This is a genomic window from Pseudomonas sp. AB6, from assembly GCF_034314105.1.
GTDB lineage: Bacteria > Pseudomonadota > Gammaproteobacteria > Pseudomonadales > Pseudomonadaceae > Aquipseudomonas.
Genome location: NZ_JAVIWJ010000001.1, coordinates 2353821 through 2368970 on the forward strand (window position 1 = coordinate 2353821; position 15150 = coordinate 2368970).

Sequence of the window (15150 nt, forward strand, 5' to 3'; positions counted from 1 at the left end):
GTTGGGTTAGTTAGCCAAGTGAGGTTTGGGGAACAATCGGCGCAGAATACCGCTGCGTCCGAACAACAACGAGAAGCCATAAAACGCACTTGCAGTCAGCACGATGGCTGGACCCGAAGCGACGCCTAGGTGATAGGACACGATCAGGCCAATGAGACCGGAGAGCGTCGCCACCAGTGTCGAAATCATCATCAATGCGCTCAAGGATGTGGCCCAGAAGCGCGCCGCCGTGGCCGGAAGCATCATCATTCCCACCGCCATTAAGGTGCCTAGCGCCTGGAATCCGGCGACTAGATTGAGCACCACTAACAGCAGAAAGAGCACATGGTAAAGCGAGCCTCGACCGCCCACCGCCCTCAGGAAACCGGGATCAAAACACTCCAACACCAGAGGTCGATAGATGAGTGCGAGCAGGATAAGGGTGAAGGAGGCAATCGCGCCGACCATGTAGATTGCGTTGGAGTCGATGGCGAGAATGGTGCCGAACAGCACGTGCAGTAAGTCGACATTGGAACCGTGGAGGGAAACGATCAGTACGCCTGCCGCCAGCGAGGTCAGGTAGAAGCTGGCAAAACTTGCGTCTTCACGCAAAGCGGTAAGTCGGCTGACCAATCCGGACAACAACGCGACTGCCAAGCCGGCAATTAATCCGCCAAAGCCCATGGCGGGCAAAGAGAGGCCAGCGAATAAAAAGCCCACCGCCGCTCCCGGCAACACTGCGTGACTCATGGCATCGCCGACCAGGCTCATGCGCCGCAACATCAAGAGCACACCCACTGGCCCCGAGCCGATTCCCAGTGCCAGGCACGCGACCAGTGCGCGGCGCATAAAACCGAACTCAACAAAGGGTTCGACCAACGTCGTGTACAACATCATGACCGACCACCTGCGGCATTATCTTCATGGGTATCGCACAGGTCAGCGTCAGCACTCCAGAATTCGGCCATATTACGGGCCTTACGCAGGTTTTCGACGCTAAGTACTTCTGCGGTGGCGCCCCAAGCAATGCTCTCCCGAGCCATCAATAATGTTTGCGGGAAGTGCTGGCGAACTTGCTCCAGGTCGTGAAGAACAGCAATTACCGTACGTCCTTGCCCGTGCCAGACGCGCACCAGCTCCAACAGATCGCGTGTGGTACGAGCATCAATAGCGGTGAATGGCTCGTCCAGCAGGATTACCGCAGCATCTTGCAGTAGCAACCGCGCAAACAGCACCCGTTGAAACTGTCCCGAAGACAGCGAGCCAACGCTGCGTGTCTCAAACCCTTCCAGGCCAACCGCCAGTAGCGCGTCTTGGGTGAGTTTACTTTGATCGCGACTGAGACCACGGAAAGGGCCAATGCTGCGCCACGCTCCCATAGCCACGGTGTCAGAGACGCTTAACGGGAAACTGCGATCAATCTCGGCCGCTTGCGGCAAGTAACCCAGCGTGCGAGTGGCCACTTTGCCGAGGTCGACCCGTCCCGCCGCCGGTTTCATGGTGCCTGCGATGGTTTTGATTAAGGTCGATTTACCCGCGCCATTAGGACCAACGATGGCCGTCAGGCTGCCTGCCTCGAAGCACCCGCTGATGTGGTGCACAGCTGGACGACGCTCGTAAGCGACGGTGAGATTGTCCAAAACAATGGCGGCGCTCATGGAACGGCCACCGCCCAAACGATGGCCACCCACAACAGCACTAGCATGGCCAGCGCCAGAAGCACACGTTTCCAGGCGGATTGAGCCAGCACAGAGCTGGCAATGGAAGGAGCAAGAGGTGCTTTCACGGAATGAGAACCTGACACGATTTGTTATAGTATTACATAACTTATCGAGTTTGGTTCTTGCTGTTTCAAAAAGTTTTTACACACAGCCGACTGGCACGAAGATTATGCCAATCTTTCGCAGGAGCGCCTGTTCCCACAGAATCCCGGCTAACCGAAAATCTGTGATCCTGTGGGAGCTGGCTTGTCGACCAAAGCGGCGTATTAGACTTTAACGATCCAGCCTTCCGGCGCATCAATATCGCCCGATTGAACACCGGTCAGTTCGTTGTAAAGCTTCTGGGTGATCGGCCCCACCTCTTCCTGGCTGAAGAACACGTGGAGAGCGTCGTTGTATTCAATTCCTCCAATAGGGGTGATAACCGCTGCTGTACCGCAAGCCCCCGCTTCTTTGAAATCGCTTAGCTTGTCAATGAATACGTCACCTTCGACAACGTTGAGGCCAAGACGACTTTGCGCCAGTTCGATTAGCGAAAGACGAGTGATGCCTGGTAATACCGACGGCGATTTCGGCGTTACAAACACATCGTCATGGGTAATTGCGAAGAAATTGGCAGAACCGACTTCTTCGATTTTTGAGTGCGTTAACGGATCCAGGTAAATACAATCGGCAAAATTAAGTTTCTTGGCTTGAGAGTTCGGCAATAGGCTAGCTGCATAGTTGCCACCGACCTTAGCCGCACCTGTGCCGTTCGCGGCGGCGCGGTCAAAACTGGATATCTGGAAGTTGTTAGGCTTCAAGCCGCCTTTGAAATAAGCACCCACCGGCATGCAAAAAATCGAGAAAATGAACTGAGGTGCCGTGCGTACACCTATATTGTCACCCACGCCGATCACGAACGGACGCAGATAGAGGGAGCCACCCGTTCCATAGGGTGGAATAAAACGCTCGTTGGCGCGGACGACTTTTTTACAGGCTTCGATGAAATCTTCGGTCGATACATAAGGCATCAACAACCGCGCACAACTACGCTGCATGCGCAGTGCATTCTGGTCAGGGCGGAACAGGTTGATAGAGCCGTCCTTGCAGCGATAGGCCTTAAGACCTTCGAAACACTGCTGCCCATAGTGCAGAGCCGTCGAGCCCTCACTGATATGCAGCACGTTGTCTTCGGTCAGCGTTCCTTTCTGCCAGGCGCCATCACGCCAATGCGACAGATAACGCAGATCTGTTTTGATGTAATCGAAGCCCAGCTTGTCCCAATTGATGCTTTCGTAACTCATGACACCCTCTACCTTTAAAGACCGCCTGAATAACCCAAGCTCTTCGTTTCTATGATGGCAACAACAATACTTTATTCAGGGGCTGGCTCGCATCTACTCAATGGTGTGCCGGCGTTAATCAGCCTACTGACCATAGACACTCGACGACATCCGGCACACCCAAACCTGACGATAAAGCCTATCCTTCATGGCATGCGCGACAAACTCTCAATCTTGACGGCGGGACGAGAATACTTGCGGATGTCCGAAGCGGACCGGAACGAACCAACGCAAATCAGCAAAACGGCCGCGGCAGAAATATGGGGCGAATACCATGAACATCGATTCGATAAAACGTTTTGTCTTGGTGGGTATGGTGGTGGTCGGTCCGGGCTTATCTGTTCCGGCGGCGGCACAATCCTACGGCGGCGATTATCACGGTAGAGGGAACTACCACGGCGGCGGTCATTATTACCATGGCGGTGGCGACTATTATCACGGTGGCGGCCATCACGGCGGCGGCTGGTATGGCAACGGCGCTTGGCTGGGACTCGGTATTGGCTTAGGCGCGGGCTATGCGGCAGGGACTTATGCCAATTCGTATTATTACCGGCCCTATCCAGTCTATTACTACCCAACGCCAAGTTATTATTACCCTTCGACGATTTATTACCCGGTGGCTCAGCCAGCGCCGATGATCGACCCATACTATTCGCAGCAAGTCTCCGAACCCGCAACAGCAGCAACGCCGCCGGTTTCACAAGCATCGAACTGGTATTACTGCATTCCGACCAAGGGGTACTACCCCAATGTGCGCCAGTGTTCAGAGCCTTGGCGCATCGTGCCTGCCACTCCGCCCGGTCCAATCAACTGAAACGGAGCTAATACGTCAAGTGAGCAAAAGTTAACTGACGCTACGCAGTTACCTCTACCTTCCACGCCTTACGTAACACGTATTTACCGTACCGATAACGGCACAACGTTTCGTCGATGCTGTGCCATATATGCCACAACATCATTGAATGGTCGCCCGGATCGTCGCTTCAAACCCGCCTATATCAGGCCATTAACGGCACTGGCCTGATCCTTGCTGAGTGAGCTGTAAGCGCACCGACGCTTGCTCCGATAAAACTTAAAGCTAAGGAGATCTTTTCTATGCGTTCCATTTCGTTCAGTAACGCACTGCCTCGAAGCTTCAGCCGGGATGCCACTTCGCACGCATAACATCACTTACTGCTACTGTCGTTAAGGATTTCTATCATGCAAAAAACAATGAAAGCCGCAGTCGTCCATACCTTCGGCAAACCACTGGAAATTCGTGAAGTACCTGTCCCCACGCCGGGGTACGGCCAAGTTTTGGTAAAAATTGCGGCTTCCGGCGTCTGCCATACCGATCTGCATGCTGCCGAGGGCGATTGGCCGGTTAAACCCAACCCGCCTTTTATCCCTGGTCATGAGGGCGTTGGTTATGTAGTCGGAGTCGGTCCAGGTGTTAAACACGTCAAAGAAGGAGATCGGGTAGGCGTGCCTTGGCTTTATTCTACTTGCGGCCATTGCGAACATTGCCTTGGCGGCTGGGAAACCCTATGTGAGAAGCAGGAAAATAGCGGCTATTCCGTCAACGGCGGATTCGCCGAGTACACCTTAGCGGACGCCAACTTTGTCGGTAAATTGCCCGACAATGTCGGCTTCATTGAAATTGCACCCATACTCTGTGCCGGCGTAACCGTTTACAAAGGGCTGAAAATGACCGAAACCAAGCCTGGCCAGTGGGTGGTGATCTCCGGTATCGGCGGCTTGGGCCATATGGCGGTTCAATACGCTAAAGCGATGGGCATGAACGTCGCTGCCGTCGACATTGACGACAGCAAGCTTGATCTGGCCCGTAGGCTCGGCGCCGAAGTCACCGTAAACGCCCGTCATCATGACCCTGCTACCTTCTTGAAAGACGCCATTGGCGGCGCTCACGGGGCATTGGTTACCGCGGTCTCGCCGATTGCGTTCAAACAAGCCATGGGCATGACCCGTCGCGGTGGCACCATCGCGCTCAATGGCCTGCCAGCAGGTGAGTTTCCAATTTCGATATTCGACATGGTCCTGAACGGCACCACGGTGCGCGGTTCCATAGTCGGCACCCGACAGGACCTGCAGGAGGCGTTGGATTTTGCCGGAGAAGGCAAAGTTAAAGCGACGGTATCAACCGAGAAGCTGGAAAACGTCAATGCGGTTTTTGATCGCATGCGCGAAGGTCAAATTGAGGGACGCGTGGTTATCGACATGCAGGACTGATTAAAACTGGGTCCAAGCTCGACGTAATGTCGGGCTTGGTCAGTTATCAGTTATTTGGTGGCGTGTTTAACCATTTGGTTATAGACCTTAACCCTTCGGTGATTGCGCGCGTAACCACCCCCTGCTGAGACCGTGCCGCTTTGCAGGTGATCAAGGTAACGAAACATCTTTCTGGGCGAGATAAACCTGATCTTATAACCCAGCGTTACCATTCTGTCCTGTAACTCATAACCAGGGTTGCGGTCATCCATTAAAAACTGTAAGCCATGTTTTTTTATCAATCGGACATTCCAAAGCGCACAAAAACTCTTCAGGTGCGTTTCCATGAACGGTTTTGGCTCTTTGGCATCTATGCCCAACGCGCGAAAAATACAGCGTGAGTAGTGTTTTATGCAGCGCGAAACCAGTCGCCAAGCAGATCGACCCAGTCCGCGATTTAATTGTTCTACGCAACCCACAGCCGCCACTTCGCGGGGGCCAGCGCATTGATTTAGCATCATGTGAAATATCGACGGATCGTGCACGAATGTGTCGGTGTGTAACAAAAATACGTATTCCGTATTCACCTTTCCTAAGGCGAGATCCAGTGCTCGGCCATGCGCAACACTGCCCGCTTCCGGCGCGGACTTTTCTCGCTCAATCAACGTGATCCAGCTCAAAGTGCGTAAATATTCAACACTGGCGTCGGCGGAGTAATTATCCACCACCAAAACTGGAACACCCGCGCTTTGAGCGCCTTCGGACAATAAATCAAGGCATGCCTTGGTCAGTTCGAGCGACTTATAATTAACCATCACAATACTGAAAGATGCTTTGAGAGGTTGCATACTAGTCATAGTCTTTTACCGCCTTCGCAGGTACAACATTTTCCACTACGGTACTTACCGCTTGAGGGATAAACGCAACGCTTCCGGATTCACGCGAATGGAACAGGCGCGCACCATTGTTTAATTGAGTGGTAATGACGGTGTGGTCAGCAGCCAGAAAATTCAGGGGTAACTTGCCGTGGTGGTGATATTGCGCAACGATAATGGTGCGCTCAGGGTTCCAATGCTGACCGCTGGCTTTATCGATCCATGCCATGAACGCGGCACTGTCACCTTCTTGCGGAATATTTTCCGAGCCGGTCACGTAGTAGAAAGCGCCACCCTCATTCTGCAAATACATTGGAAGTTTGTTATCCACTTCGACCAGAACCATTCTCCACTGATCCCAAGGTGCACTTTTCGTAGCCTCACCTCGCACGTCTGCCGAGAACTGAACGACCCCCCCGCCGCCATTGGTCCATGGGTAAATAACGCCGAGCACTAAGAACAACACACCGGCAGCGGCAGCAAACCCTTTTACCCAGCCCGGACCGCTAACCTTGCCAGCCGCGCGTTTTTGGGCGATGAAACGGGTCACCCACCATGCACCAATCAATTGGGCAAAGGGTACTAGCGGCAACACGTAGTAGCTGCGACGACTGCCACTGGCGGTAAAGAACAAGAATAAAAGGCCGAGTCCCATTATCAACCAGCGCGTGTTGGGTTCTATTTGTCGCCATTGGCGAGCGGCGACCCACAGACCCAGAATCCAGCAGGGTGCCCAAGGCAAGGTGTAAACCGGTAGATAAATCAAGTAGGTGTAAATTGGGCCAAGGTTGTCGAACGGATGAAAAAACCGGACAAAGTTCTCTTGAAATACCAGGCCTAGACCGCTCTCCCGATAATTTTGGGCGCCGTAGATATGTGACAGAACGAACGGCGCCATGTAGAACAAGCAAGCAATAATCAACGCAAGACACATTCGCAGGTTGAGGTGACGCTTCCAACGTCCTTCGCTCAGCACATGGGGCAGTAATACCAGCGCCGGAAGAATAAAACCGATTAGTCCCTTGAACAACGACGTTACCGCGAGCAACAGAAAGAACACGGTATAGCGACCAAGCCTAGTGTCGTCCGGTCCTCGCCAATACCACCATACAGAGGCCAGCACACCGCACACGGTCAATATATCTGCGGTCGCGACACGTCCCCAGAAGATAAAAAAGAACGTTGTTGCGAGCATCCAACCCGCAATCAAGCCGGTGCTTTTGGTAAACAATTGTCGTCCGATCAAGTAAATCAACCAAACGCTCAGCCACGCCGCTACTACCGATGACAGGCGCAACGACCAGTGACTGAGGCCACCCATCAACTCGGCAGTGGCGGCAATCAACCAGTAGGACGGTAGCGGTTTGTCGTAATACGCTGAGCCTTTGAGGTATGGGTCAAAATAATCTCCGCTTTGCAGCATTTGCAGCGAGATATTGGCCCAGCGCGTTTCGGCGCCCCACAGCTCTCGAGCCCCCAAACCAAACAATAAAACTAATGCGGTGACGCCGAGCAGCAGCCACAGTGCGCCCTTGTCACTTTTGAAGAACTCGATAGCAGTATTTTTCATAGATCGATCGATCAACCAAAATGTTAGGACGCCTGTATTAATCAGCGCATTCAGAACTTAAACGATCATTCGTCATGGCGGCGTCAGGAAAAAGAGAAAATTGTGTCGTAAAGACATCTATCTACTATTAATGCCCGGCATTTCGTGTCGCGTTTGTTAAAACCGTATTCGAGCCATGAGGAGGTTTTTTTTGAAAAAAAAACGGCCACATATCCTTATTGTGCTTAAAACACGTCAGCCCGCACGGAGCGGGCTGAGCCAATAACTTCTTAAAGTTTTATTTAACTAATGGACGTGGCCCATATTTATACCCTTGAATTATTACATTCAGGAGATTGCCATCAATTTACCGCCGCGAACTCGTGTTATCGCAAATATTTTTCAGCCAGTTCGAGCCGCTCAGCGACTCGCCCGGCTGAGAACGGAGCCGTTTTGCATCATGCCCGACAGAATGCTTCGGACAGCGCTTTAGATGAGTCAAGGTGACTTCCCAAAATTTCAGCTTTATTCACCCGCTAGCTACAAGGTTCTGTAAATCAGTGCTGCTGGACGTAGAAAAGCCCTGACAGGACGAACCTGAGCAGGGCTTCTTTTCATCTGGATTTTTTACACGCTTGCCGAGTCCGACGCGCCGTATTCCAACGATGCAACCGGAGCGGTGTTTACATTGGAGTACGACACGTAGTACGCCAAGCCAACAAAAATCGCACCGCCCACCGCGTTGCCAAGGAACACTGCGACAAAATTTTCGAAGAATTGCCCCCAAGTCAAGGCGTCGGCGAAAATTGCGGCCGGGATTAGAAACATGTTAGCAACCACATGCTGGAAACCGATCGCGACAAAGGCCATAACCGGGAACCACATGCCCAAGATCTTACCGGCGGCTTCTTTGCTCGAGTAAGACAGCCAGACGGCCAAGCACACCAGCCAATTGCAGCCGATACCTGAAATAAAGGCATGTCCGAAATCCGCGCTGACTTTAGCTGTTGCTATGGCGACCGTCTTGGCCAAGTAAGCGCCTTCGGTGAGGCCCAGAAAATGGCCGAAGAAATAAGCGACAAACAGCGCGCCGAGCAGATTGGCGACCGTGACCAGCAGCCAGTTGCGCACCACTGCCGAAAGTGGGATTTTTCCGGCAAACATAGCCATGGGCAGGCTCATCATATTGCCGGTGAGCAATTCGCCCCCCGCCAAGACCACCAGAATCAGACCAATGGGAAATACCGCTGCGCCTAGCAGATTACCAAACGATGCCCATTGGGCCGGAATCATTGTGCTCACGTGAATATCTAGTAGAAAACCAAGCGCTATGAAAGCGCCAGCCAGAAAGCCCAAAACTAGAATTGAGAGCATTGGCAGACGAGCTTTTTTCACACCGGCTTCAATAGTCATTTCAGCAACTTGTGGGGGGGTATTGACGGGCATAGTATTGGTCTCAGGCTGGACGGCGCCCTTGGCACGTGCGGATGCAACGTGACCGCGGTTAAGCGCCGTAAAATTGGTTTTTTTAGAGTCCAGTCTTTATGCGCAACTTGTAGCAACCAAGCGGCATGTCCAAGGTGTAACGGGAGGAGAAACAGACTAAAGGGGCGCCCCGCGCATGCAAGGCAGCAAGACGAGAGGGCGATCAATTCATAGACTGTGTCGATCAACACGCTAACTGAGTCGAATTGCCGCAGTCCAATTGCTTGTGCCGATGACATCATCGACCCGGTCTATGGAGCGAATTTTCTGAGCAATATCAGGGAGCTTTGTAGATGATTTTGCTGGGCCTGCCTGAGATTGCTGCCCGTATAAGCTGATCAGCGGATTGGGATCCGATACGGAAAAAAGGCTGAAAATTCATTCGCGATATCTAGTGACCACATGGAGCAGCGACGTAAAGAACTACGTGAAGGTAGGTCTGTAAACCGTAACCCCTCGCTGAAAATGCTGCAGGCACAGGCATGGATTGGATTAAGTGAAAAAGTATCCCATGCCGCCGACAGTTAATGGCAGCAGCGACCGCGCTGTTCGAATCCTACTCATTTCGCTAATCACGCACTGTGTATTCGGGACTGGCCAAGCTGGACGTAGCCGGCCAAGACTAATCGAGGTTACTAGGCGCGACGACTCGCTGTCGAACAGCTCCGCGCGCAACCCTTATAGGGAGAAGCGCTGGAAGCCTCTAAATATATGGTGTCCCAGGGCAGGTTCGAACTGCCAACCTTCCCCTTAGGAGGGGGATGCTCTATCCAATTGAGCTACTGAGACACTGGTGCCAGCACGCAGATAGAGTGCTAGTTAAGACGGCGAGCATGTTAACGGCAAGGCCCGGTTTTGTCATGTCGTCCGTGGCTTTTTAACCTGTAGTATTTTGCCCGCCGACGCTGCCCAGTCACGCCAACGCTTTAATCATCGTGCAAATTGCACTGTTCCATATTGCCATCATTGCAATCTGCAACGCCATGAATGCCACGAACGACAATAAGCCTATGATTTATATGAATATTTCATAATATTTATGTTTGGCATAGAGGATGCTTACTATTAGGGATGCAGACAATCCCGACAAAAGTTCCCAGCGAAGGTGCTTGACATGAACAACGTTGTTCTTTCAATTCTAAACGTCGCTGCATTGGCTGCCCTAGTGACTTTTCAATTTCAAGGCAGTGAGCAGGAAATCGATCATAACCGTTCATTGGCCCTACCTTCTCATGGGGTGCATGAAACCGCGAAGTTGGCGGTAATTCATCAGCGGCGCGGTATGCAGGCAATACTGGCCACTCAGAGCAAGAACGATGACACATCATTCTCAATGGACCGTTCCGAACGGTGGGTGTTTTAAAAGAAGATTGAACAATCCAAAATTTTGAAACCTTTGCTCGGAGAACTGCCATGTCAAAAGCTGCGTTGTCCTTTCTAATCTTGGCGGTGATGGCACTCGCATTGGATATCTCACTGCCCTACGGCGAAAAAGTAGCCGATATGATACTTAAATCAGCCACTGGAATTTTTTTCACCCTTTTCGTCATAGCGCTGATTGTGGGACGTCGAATTAAGTTCGATCCGCTGCTTCGCTAGATTTAACCTCGTCCATCTCCATCCAAATACATCTGCCCACCACCGTTAATACCATCGAACCGGTCCACCCTCAAAACACCGTTACGTCGTGCCTGTAACAGATTTATCCCTTAAAAACCCCGTTTTGATCATCAAAACCGCAATTCGCTGGAATTCTTTGCAAAACAGTCCACATTTTGGATAATTGGTGCTGGCTAAGCGCCTTTATAGAGTTCAATATTTGTCACAGAATTGGCGCCAAGGAACCGGCAAAATTGAGGCATGATGCTGGCCTCTTAACAACCGAGGTTGAACATTTGCCTAAAAGGACTGTCACAAGAGGACGTCTGGCGGCAAATACTAGAAACCGCTCCCTCTGAACTTATCCGGTTAAACTTATGAGCCCAATGAAACAGGCTATCTACTCCAGCCGAACGGCTGATAAATTTGTTGTTCGATTACCTGATGGCATGCGCGATCGTGTCTATCAAGTAGCAAAAAATCATCATCGCAGCATGAATTCCGAGATTATTGCTCGCCTTGAGCAGAGTTTGATTCAGGAAGGGGCGTTGGGTGATGAGCCTAGCTTACGCCTGGACAGTCCTGAGCTGTCTTTGCATGAACGCGAGTTGCTGCAACGGTTTCGTCAACTTTCTCACCGTCAACAAAACGCGCTTGTTTCGTTGATTGCTCATGACACCGAGCTCGCTGCAGACGATGAGTCCTAACAGTCGGTTTACTATTCAGGCCAGCATTTAGCTGGCTTTTTTTATTGTTGCTTAGTTTTTCTCAAGAAACTGTTTTTGACGGCTCCCTGCCACGCTTTGCATAAGCCTGTCGGAGTCAGTGTTTTGGCAACACGGTGCGTTGGGTACAGTGTTTGTACCCTTCGCCAATATGCAGGTTTTTCTAAAATTCGGTAAGACACAGGTCTGCTTGGTCGTTAAATACTGCCCTCTACATCTTCCAGGCTGAAGGTCTCGGTGTTGTCATTGTAGGAAAAAATCTCTGCGTATCGTCCCCAACTGATGACACTGTCCAATGTCTCTCTAGCGATAGACTCGTTAAGCGAGTCCTCCAGTTCTTGCTCAAAACGTACCCGCGGCGCCCAATGCCCGTTTCGCTCTTGCAACACCTGCCGAATCCGCGCAGCCAACGGCACATGTTTGACAAGATGTTCAGCAAAAACTGTTTTGCGCTCCTGCGTTCCGTACTCAGCAAATAATTTACCGGTTTCTGTCAGCGTAATATCAGCCCCCTTGAGTTCGGCAAATCCCAGGTTCTCAAGCATTTCCGCCACGGGGAACAAATCATCGACCTCCAACAGCAACCGCGCGGAGATTTGGGGCAGTCCCGCATGACCATGGTAGGGCTCCGCCGCCAGCGCCTCGATCAACCCCGCCATGAGGTTGGTGGAGACTTCCGGTAGCGGACTACCCATCTGAAGTTCAGGTTTACCAACGGTGGCATCAGCACTACGACGGTGGGTCATCAAGGCGTAGATATCGTCGACCATGTGCCTGAATGTCGGGTCAAGGCGGTTACGCGGATGGCCAAACGGCACTTTGATCTCCGCCACGACCCGGCCGGGGTTCGATGACAAGACCAGAATGCGGTCGCACATCAACACCGCTTCTTCGATGTTGTGGGTCACGATCAGGATGGACTTGATCGGTAACTGCTTGCCGCTCCACAAATCCAGTAAATCAGACCGCAACGTCTCAGCAGTCAACACGTCCAGCGCGGAGAACGGTTCGTCCATCAGCAATAACGTCGGGTTAACCACCAGACCCCGGGCAAAACCCACGCGCTGGCGCATACCACCCGACAACTCTCGCGGGTAAGCGTTTTCAAAGCCGTCAAGACCAATCAAGTCAATGGCGGCAAGCGCGCGTCTACGCGATTCTTTGGGATCTACCTGCAGCGCCTGCAGGCCGGCCTCAACGTTTTCGAGAACGGTTAGCCAGGGGAACAACGCAAAAGTTTGAAAGACCATGGCCACGCCTTCGGCGGGGCCGTTCAAGAGCTCACCGTTATAGCGGACCTCTCCAGACGAAGGCTCTATCAACCCGGCGATAACCCGCAGCAGCGTCGATTTACCAGATCCGGAACGGCCTAACATGCCAACGATCTCGCCTTCACGCAGCTTAAGGTCAACGTTGCTAAGCACCTGCAACTCATCTTTGCCTTTGCCAAAACTGCGACTGACTTCGCTAAGAGAATAAATTTCCCGGGATACGCCGGTGTGTTCGGTGAAAGTATTCATAAGATCGACTCCAATTAGTTCAGACGGAGTTTGTTTTCAGCGATGGCGTACATAGGGCGCCACACCAAGCGATTGAATGCCACGACAAAAAGCGACATCACTACCACGCCTAGCGTGATTTTAGGGAAATCGCCGGCGGCCGTGGTTTCAGCAATATAAGCACCCAGACCATGAGCGACGACTTTGTCTTGGCCCCAAGAAACGTATTCGGAAACGATACTTGCGTTCCATGCGCCGCCCGAGGCTGTGATTGCCCCGGTCACGTAATAAGGAAAAATGCCAGGCAACATGACCTTGCGCCACCACAACCAGCCGCGAATACGGAAGTTGGCAGCCGCCTCTCTGAAGTCATTGGGGAATGCGCTAGCACCGGCAATCACGTTGAACAGGATGTACCACTGCGTCCCCAAAACGATCAGCGGGCTCAGCCAAATATCTGGGTTCAAGTTGTAGTGCAGGATAACGATCACAAATACGGGAAATAAAAGATTTGCCGGAAAGGCCGCCAGAAACTGCGCAAGCGGCTGAATTTTTTCCGCGAGCCGCGGCCGCAAGCCAATCAGCACACCTAGGGGTACCCAAATCAATGACGCTACTACGATCAGCAAAACAACCCGCAGCAAGGTAATCACCGCCAGACCCAGCACGTGCCACACCTCGCTGAACGTCACCTCGGTGCCAACGTATATCGTGATGCGGTACAACACGTACAGCGTGAACGCCGTAATGAAGCTGCCCCAGATAAAATCGATGATCCGCGACCTGGAGGCACTGTGTTTGACGGGCACTGACTTGGAGCGCGGCAGGCTCAGACGCATATGGCCTATGCGGGTAATCGCCCGCGCAAACGGCCGCAACAGACGCTGAATCACCCGGGTACGCTGGATGAGATTAAGCACCCAGGATTCAGGTGATCCGCCTTGGGAGGCGGTGTCTTCCATGCGAAACTTGTCCGCCCAGGCCACCAATGGCCGGAATAGGAACTGGTCATAAATCAGTATCACCGCCACCATCGCCAAAATCACGTAGCCAACGGCATGCAGGTTCTGCTGCTGAATGGCGGTGGCCAGATAAGAACCAACGCCTGGCAGGGTGATGGTTTTGTCGCCAACGGTAATGGCTTCTGAGGCAACCACAAAAAACCAGCCGCCAGACATGCTCATCATCATGTTCCAGATTAGCCCCGGCATCGCGAACGGCACGTCCAGCTTCCAAAATTTTTGCCACCCGGAAAGCTGAATATTTTGCGCCACCTCCTCCAAATCACGGGGCAGCATTCGCAGAGACTGATAGAAGCTGAACGTCATGTTCCACGCTTGGCTGGTAAAAATCGCGAAAATAGCAGCGCATTCCGCACCCAAAACGCGACCCGGAAACAGCAGCAGGAAAAACGTGACGGTAAATGAAATATATCCCAGCACAGGCACTGATTGCAGGATGTCCAAAACCGGCACCAGCAGTTTCTCAGCACGTCGACTTTTCGCAGCCAAGGTCCCGTAAATCAGGGTAAAAATCAACGACGCAACCATCGCGGCCAACATACGCAACGTAGTGCGTATCGCGTATTCCGGGAGGTTGGACGGATCAAGTGAGATCACTTCGCTTTGCAACGTTGATATCGGCGCCCACGTTTCACGTGCACCGATGGAGAAGAACAGCAAAAATCCGATAACCAAAGGCATGGCTATCAAGTCCCAACGGTTAGGTAGCAGCCGCCGAGCTGTTGACGGGATGTAGTGACGGAATACTTTATTCATATTCGGTGGTTCCAGTAGCGTTCCGGCTGTGATCATTGACCACAATCCAACGTCCTCGAGAGCACAATTGCACGTAATTGCCATCAGACAATTGATACAAAGCAATCTGTATTTAACCGGTAAAACGAAGAAGATTGGCCACGCAAACGAACGCTAGCTGGCATTTCAGAGCGTGATAGCGCTATTCAGTAATCAAATCGCTGAACCGCTCCGCACACTCTCTGCATCCCGTTTGGCATTCCACTGTGTGACCCACCGAGAATGGTCGGGGTCCATGGGGGTCTCCTTTGGTGAGGGTTAATACAATATTAATGCCCTACGCCAGCATCACTTGTTTCAGAGCGACGTAGCGGCTAAACGCCTTCGCGGCCAGATGATACTTATCTATATGTTACATAAACATGAAT

14 protein-coding genes and 1 tRNA gene are annotated in these 15150 nt (G+C 52.2%); 5 read left to right on the plus strand and 10 right to left on the minus strand.

The annotated features are described in order from the left end of the window. Positions 1-6: 6 nt before the first annotated feature. From RGW60_RS11075 to RGW60_RS11090, 4 genes are all read right to left on the minus strand, one after another. Complete coding sequence (locus RGW60_RS11075) at positions 7-876, minus strand: metal ABC transporter permease (protein ID WP_322204636.1); 870 nt, start codon at positions 874-876, stop codon at positions 7-9. Continuing rightward, positions 873-1637, minus strand: coding sequence for an ABC transporter ATP-binding protein (locus RGW60_RS11080; RefSeq protein WP_322204638.1), 765 nt, complete (start codon positions 1635-1637; stop codon positions 873-875). The genes RGW60_RS11075 and RGW60_RS11080 overlap by 4 nt, the downstream gene beginning before the upstream one ends. Further along, the gene (locus tag RGW60_RS11085; protein ID WP_322204640.1) at positions 1634-1765 is read right to left on the minus strand and encodes a hypothetical protein; all 132 of its coding nucleotides are present in this window, start codon (positions 1763-1765) and stop codon (positions 1634-1636) included. Before RGW60_RS11085 ends, RGW60_RS11080 begins: the two co-directional genes overlap by 4 nt. A gap of 201 nt (positions 1766-1966) precedes the next feature. Further along, positions 1967-2986, minus strand: coding sequence for a branched-chain amino acid aminotransferase (locus RGW60_RS11090; RefSeq protein WP_322204642.1), 1020 nt, complete (start codon positions 2984-2986; stop codon positions 1967-1969). A 313-nt stretch (positions 2987-3299) separates the two neighbouring features. Between RGW60_RS11090 and RGW60_RS11095 the strand changes: the two genes are divergently transcribed. Both RGW60_RS11095 and adhP read left to right on the plus strand, forming a co-directional pair. Beyond that, the gene (locus RGW60_RS11095; RefSeq protein WP_322204644.1) at positions 3300-3839 is read left to right on the plus strand and encodes a hypothetical protein; all 540 of its coding nucleotides are present in this window, start codon (positions 3300-3302) and stop codon (positions 3837-3839) included. Between the two features lie 386 nt (positions 3840-4225). Then, entirely contained in the window at positions 4226-5254 is a 1029-nt protein-coding gene (gene adhP, locus RGW60_RS11100; RefSeq protein WP_322204646.1) for an alcohol dehydrogenase AdhP, read from the plus strand. A 50-nt stretch (positions 5255-5304) separates the two neighbouring features. Here adhP and RGW60_RS11105 read toward each other — a convergent pair whose 3' ends face one another. The 4 genes from RGW60_RS11105 to RGW60_RS11120 form a co-directional block, all read right to left on the minus strand. Further along, positions 5305-6090: a glycosyltransferase gene (locus RGW60_RS11105; protein ID WP_323551040.1), complete on the minus strand. Its 786-nt coding sequence runs from the start codon at positions 6088-6090 to the stop codon at positions 5305-5307. Beyond that, positions 6083-7678 (minus strand): ArnT family glycosyltransferase, encoded by a 1596-nt coding sequence (locus RGW60_RS11110; protein WP_322204650.1) that lies wholly within the window; start codon positions 7676-7678, stop codon positions 6083-6085. Before RGW60_RS11110 ends, RGW60_RS11105 begins: the two co-directional genes overlap by 8 nt. Positions 7679-8284: 606 nt before the next feature. Next, on the minus strand, positions 8285-9103 hold the full coding sequence (locus tag RGW60_RS11115; protein WP_322204653.1) for a formate/nitrite transporter family protein: 819 nt from the start codon (positions 9101-9103) through the stop codon (positions 8285-8287). A gap of 751 nt (positions 9104-9854) precedes the next feature. Beyond that, positions 9855-9931 (minus strand) — tRNA-Arg (locus tag RGW60_RS11120). A gap of 325 nt (positions 9932-10256) precedes the next feature. Between RGW60_RS11120 and RGW60_RS11125 the strand changes: the two genes are divergently transcribed. The 3 genes from RGW60_RS11125 (at position 10257) to RGW60_RS11135 (ending at position 11448) form a co-directional block, all read left to right on the plus strand. Beyond that, on the plus strand, positions 10257-10505 hold the full coding sequence (locus RGW60_RS11125; RefSeq protein WP_322204655.1) for a hypothetical protein: 249 nt from the start codon (positions 10257-10259) through the stop codon (positions 10503-10505). Between the two features lie 50 nt (positions 10506-10555). Further along, complete coding sequence (locus tag RGW60_RS11130) at positions 10556-10741, plus strand: PA3371 family protein (RefSeq protein ID WP_322204658.1); 186 nt, start codon at positions 10556-10558, stop codon at positions 10739-10741. A gap of 377 nt (positions 10742-11118) precedes the next feature. Continuing rightward, positions 11119-11448 carry an Arc family DNA-binding protein gene (locus RGW60_RS11135; RefSeq protein ID WP_297842157.1) on the plus strand — a complete coding sequence of 110 codons (330 nt, stop codon included), beginning with the start codon at positions 11119-11121 and terminating at the stop codon, positions 11446-11448. A 215-nt stretch (positions 11449-11663) separates the two neighbouring features. Here the strand turns inward: RGW60_RS11135 and RGW60_RS11140 are convergent, their stop codons facing one another. Continuing rightward, positions 11664-12986, minus strand: coding sequence for a nitrate/sulfonate/bicarbonate ABC transporter ATP-binding protein (locus tag RGW60_RS11140; protein ID WP_322204660.1), 1323 nt, complete (start codon positions 12984-12986; stop codon positions 11664-11666). Between the two features lie 14 nt (positions 12987-13000). Further along, positions 13001-14743 carry an ABC transporter permease subunit gene (locus tag RGW60_RS11145; RefSeq protein ID WP_322204662.1) on the minus strand — a complete coding sequence of 581 codons (1743 nt, stop codon included), beginning with the start codon at positions 14741-14743 and terminating at the stop codon, positions 13001-13003. Positions 14744-15150: the final 407 nt, after the last annotated feature.

Coding starts and splice junctions, on each gene's coding strand:
- RGW60_RS11075 (WP_322204636.1), bottom strand. CDS start 876: ATGATGTTGTACACGACGTTGGTCGAACCCTTTGTTGAGTTCGGTTTT.
- RGW60_RS11080 (WP_322204638.1), bottom strand. CDS start 1,637: ATGAGCGCCGCCATTGTTTTGGACAATCTCACCGTCGCTTACGAGCGT.
- RGW60_RS11090 (WP_322204642.1), bottom strand. CDS start 2,986: ATGAGTTACGAAAGCATCAATTGGGACAAGCTGGGCTTCGATTACATC.
- RGW60_RS11095 (WP_322204644.1), top strand. CDS start 3,300: ATGAACATCGATTCGATAAAACGTTTTGTCTTGGTGGGTATGGTGGTG.
- adhP (WP_322204646.1), top strand. CDS start 4,226: ATGCAAAAAACAATGAAAGCCGCAGTCGTCCATACCTTCGGCAAACCA.
- RGW60_RS11105 (WP_323551040.1), bottom strand. CDS start 6,090: ATGACTAGTATGCAACCTCTCAAAGCATCTTTCAGTATTGTGATGGTT.
- RGW60_RS11110 (WP_322204650.1), bottom strand. CDS start 7,678: ATGAAAAATACTGCTATCGAGTTCTTCAAAAGTGACAAGGGCGCACTG.
- RGW60_RS11115 (WP_322204653.1), bottom strand. CDS start 9,103: ATGCCCGTCAATACCCCCCCACAAGTTGCTGAAATGACTATTGAAGCC.
- RGW60_RS11125 (WP_322204655.1), top strand. CDS start 10,257: ATGAACAACGTTGTTCTTTCAATTCTAAACGTCGCTGCATTGGCTGCC.
- RGW60_RS11130 (WP_322204658.1), top strand. CDS start 10,556: ATGTCAAAAGCTGCGTTGTCCTTTCTAATCTTGGCGGTGATGGCACTC.
- RGW60_RS11135 (WP_297842157.1), top strand. CDS start 11,119: ATGAGCCCAATGAAACAGGCTATCTACTCCAGCCGAACGGCTGATAAA.
- RGW60_RS11140 (WP_322204660.1), bottom strand. CDS start 12,986: ATGAATACTTTCACCGAACACACCGGCGTATCCCGGGAAATTTATTCT.
- RGW60_RS11145 (WP_322204662.1), bottom strand. CDS start 14,743: ATGAATAAAGTATTCCGTCACTACATCCCGTCAACAGCTCGGCGGCTG.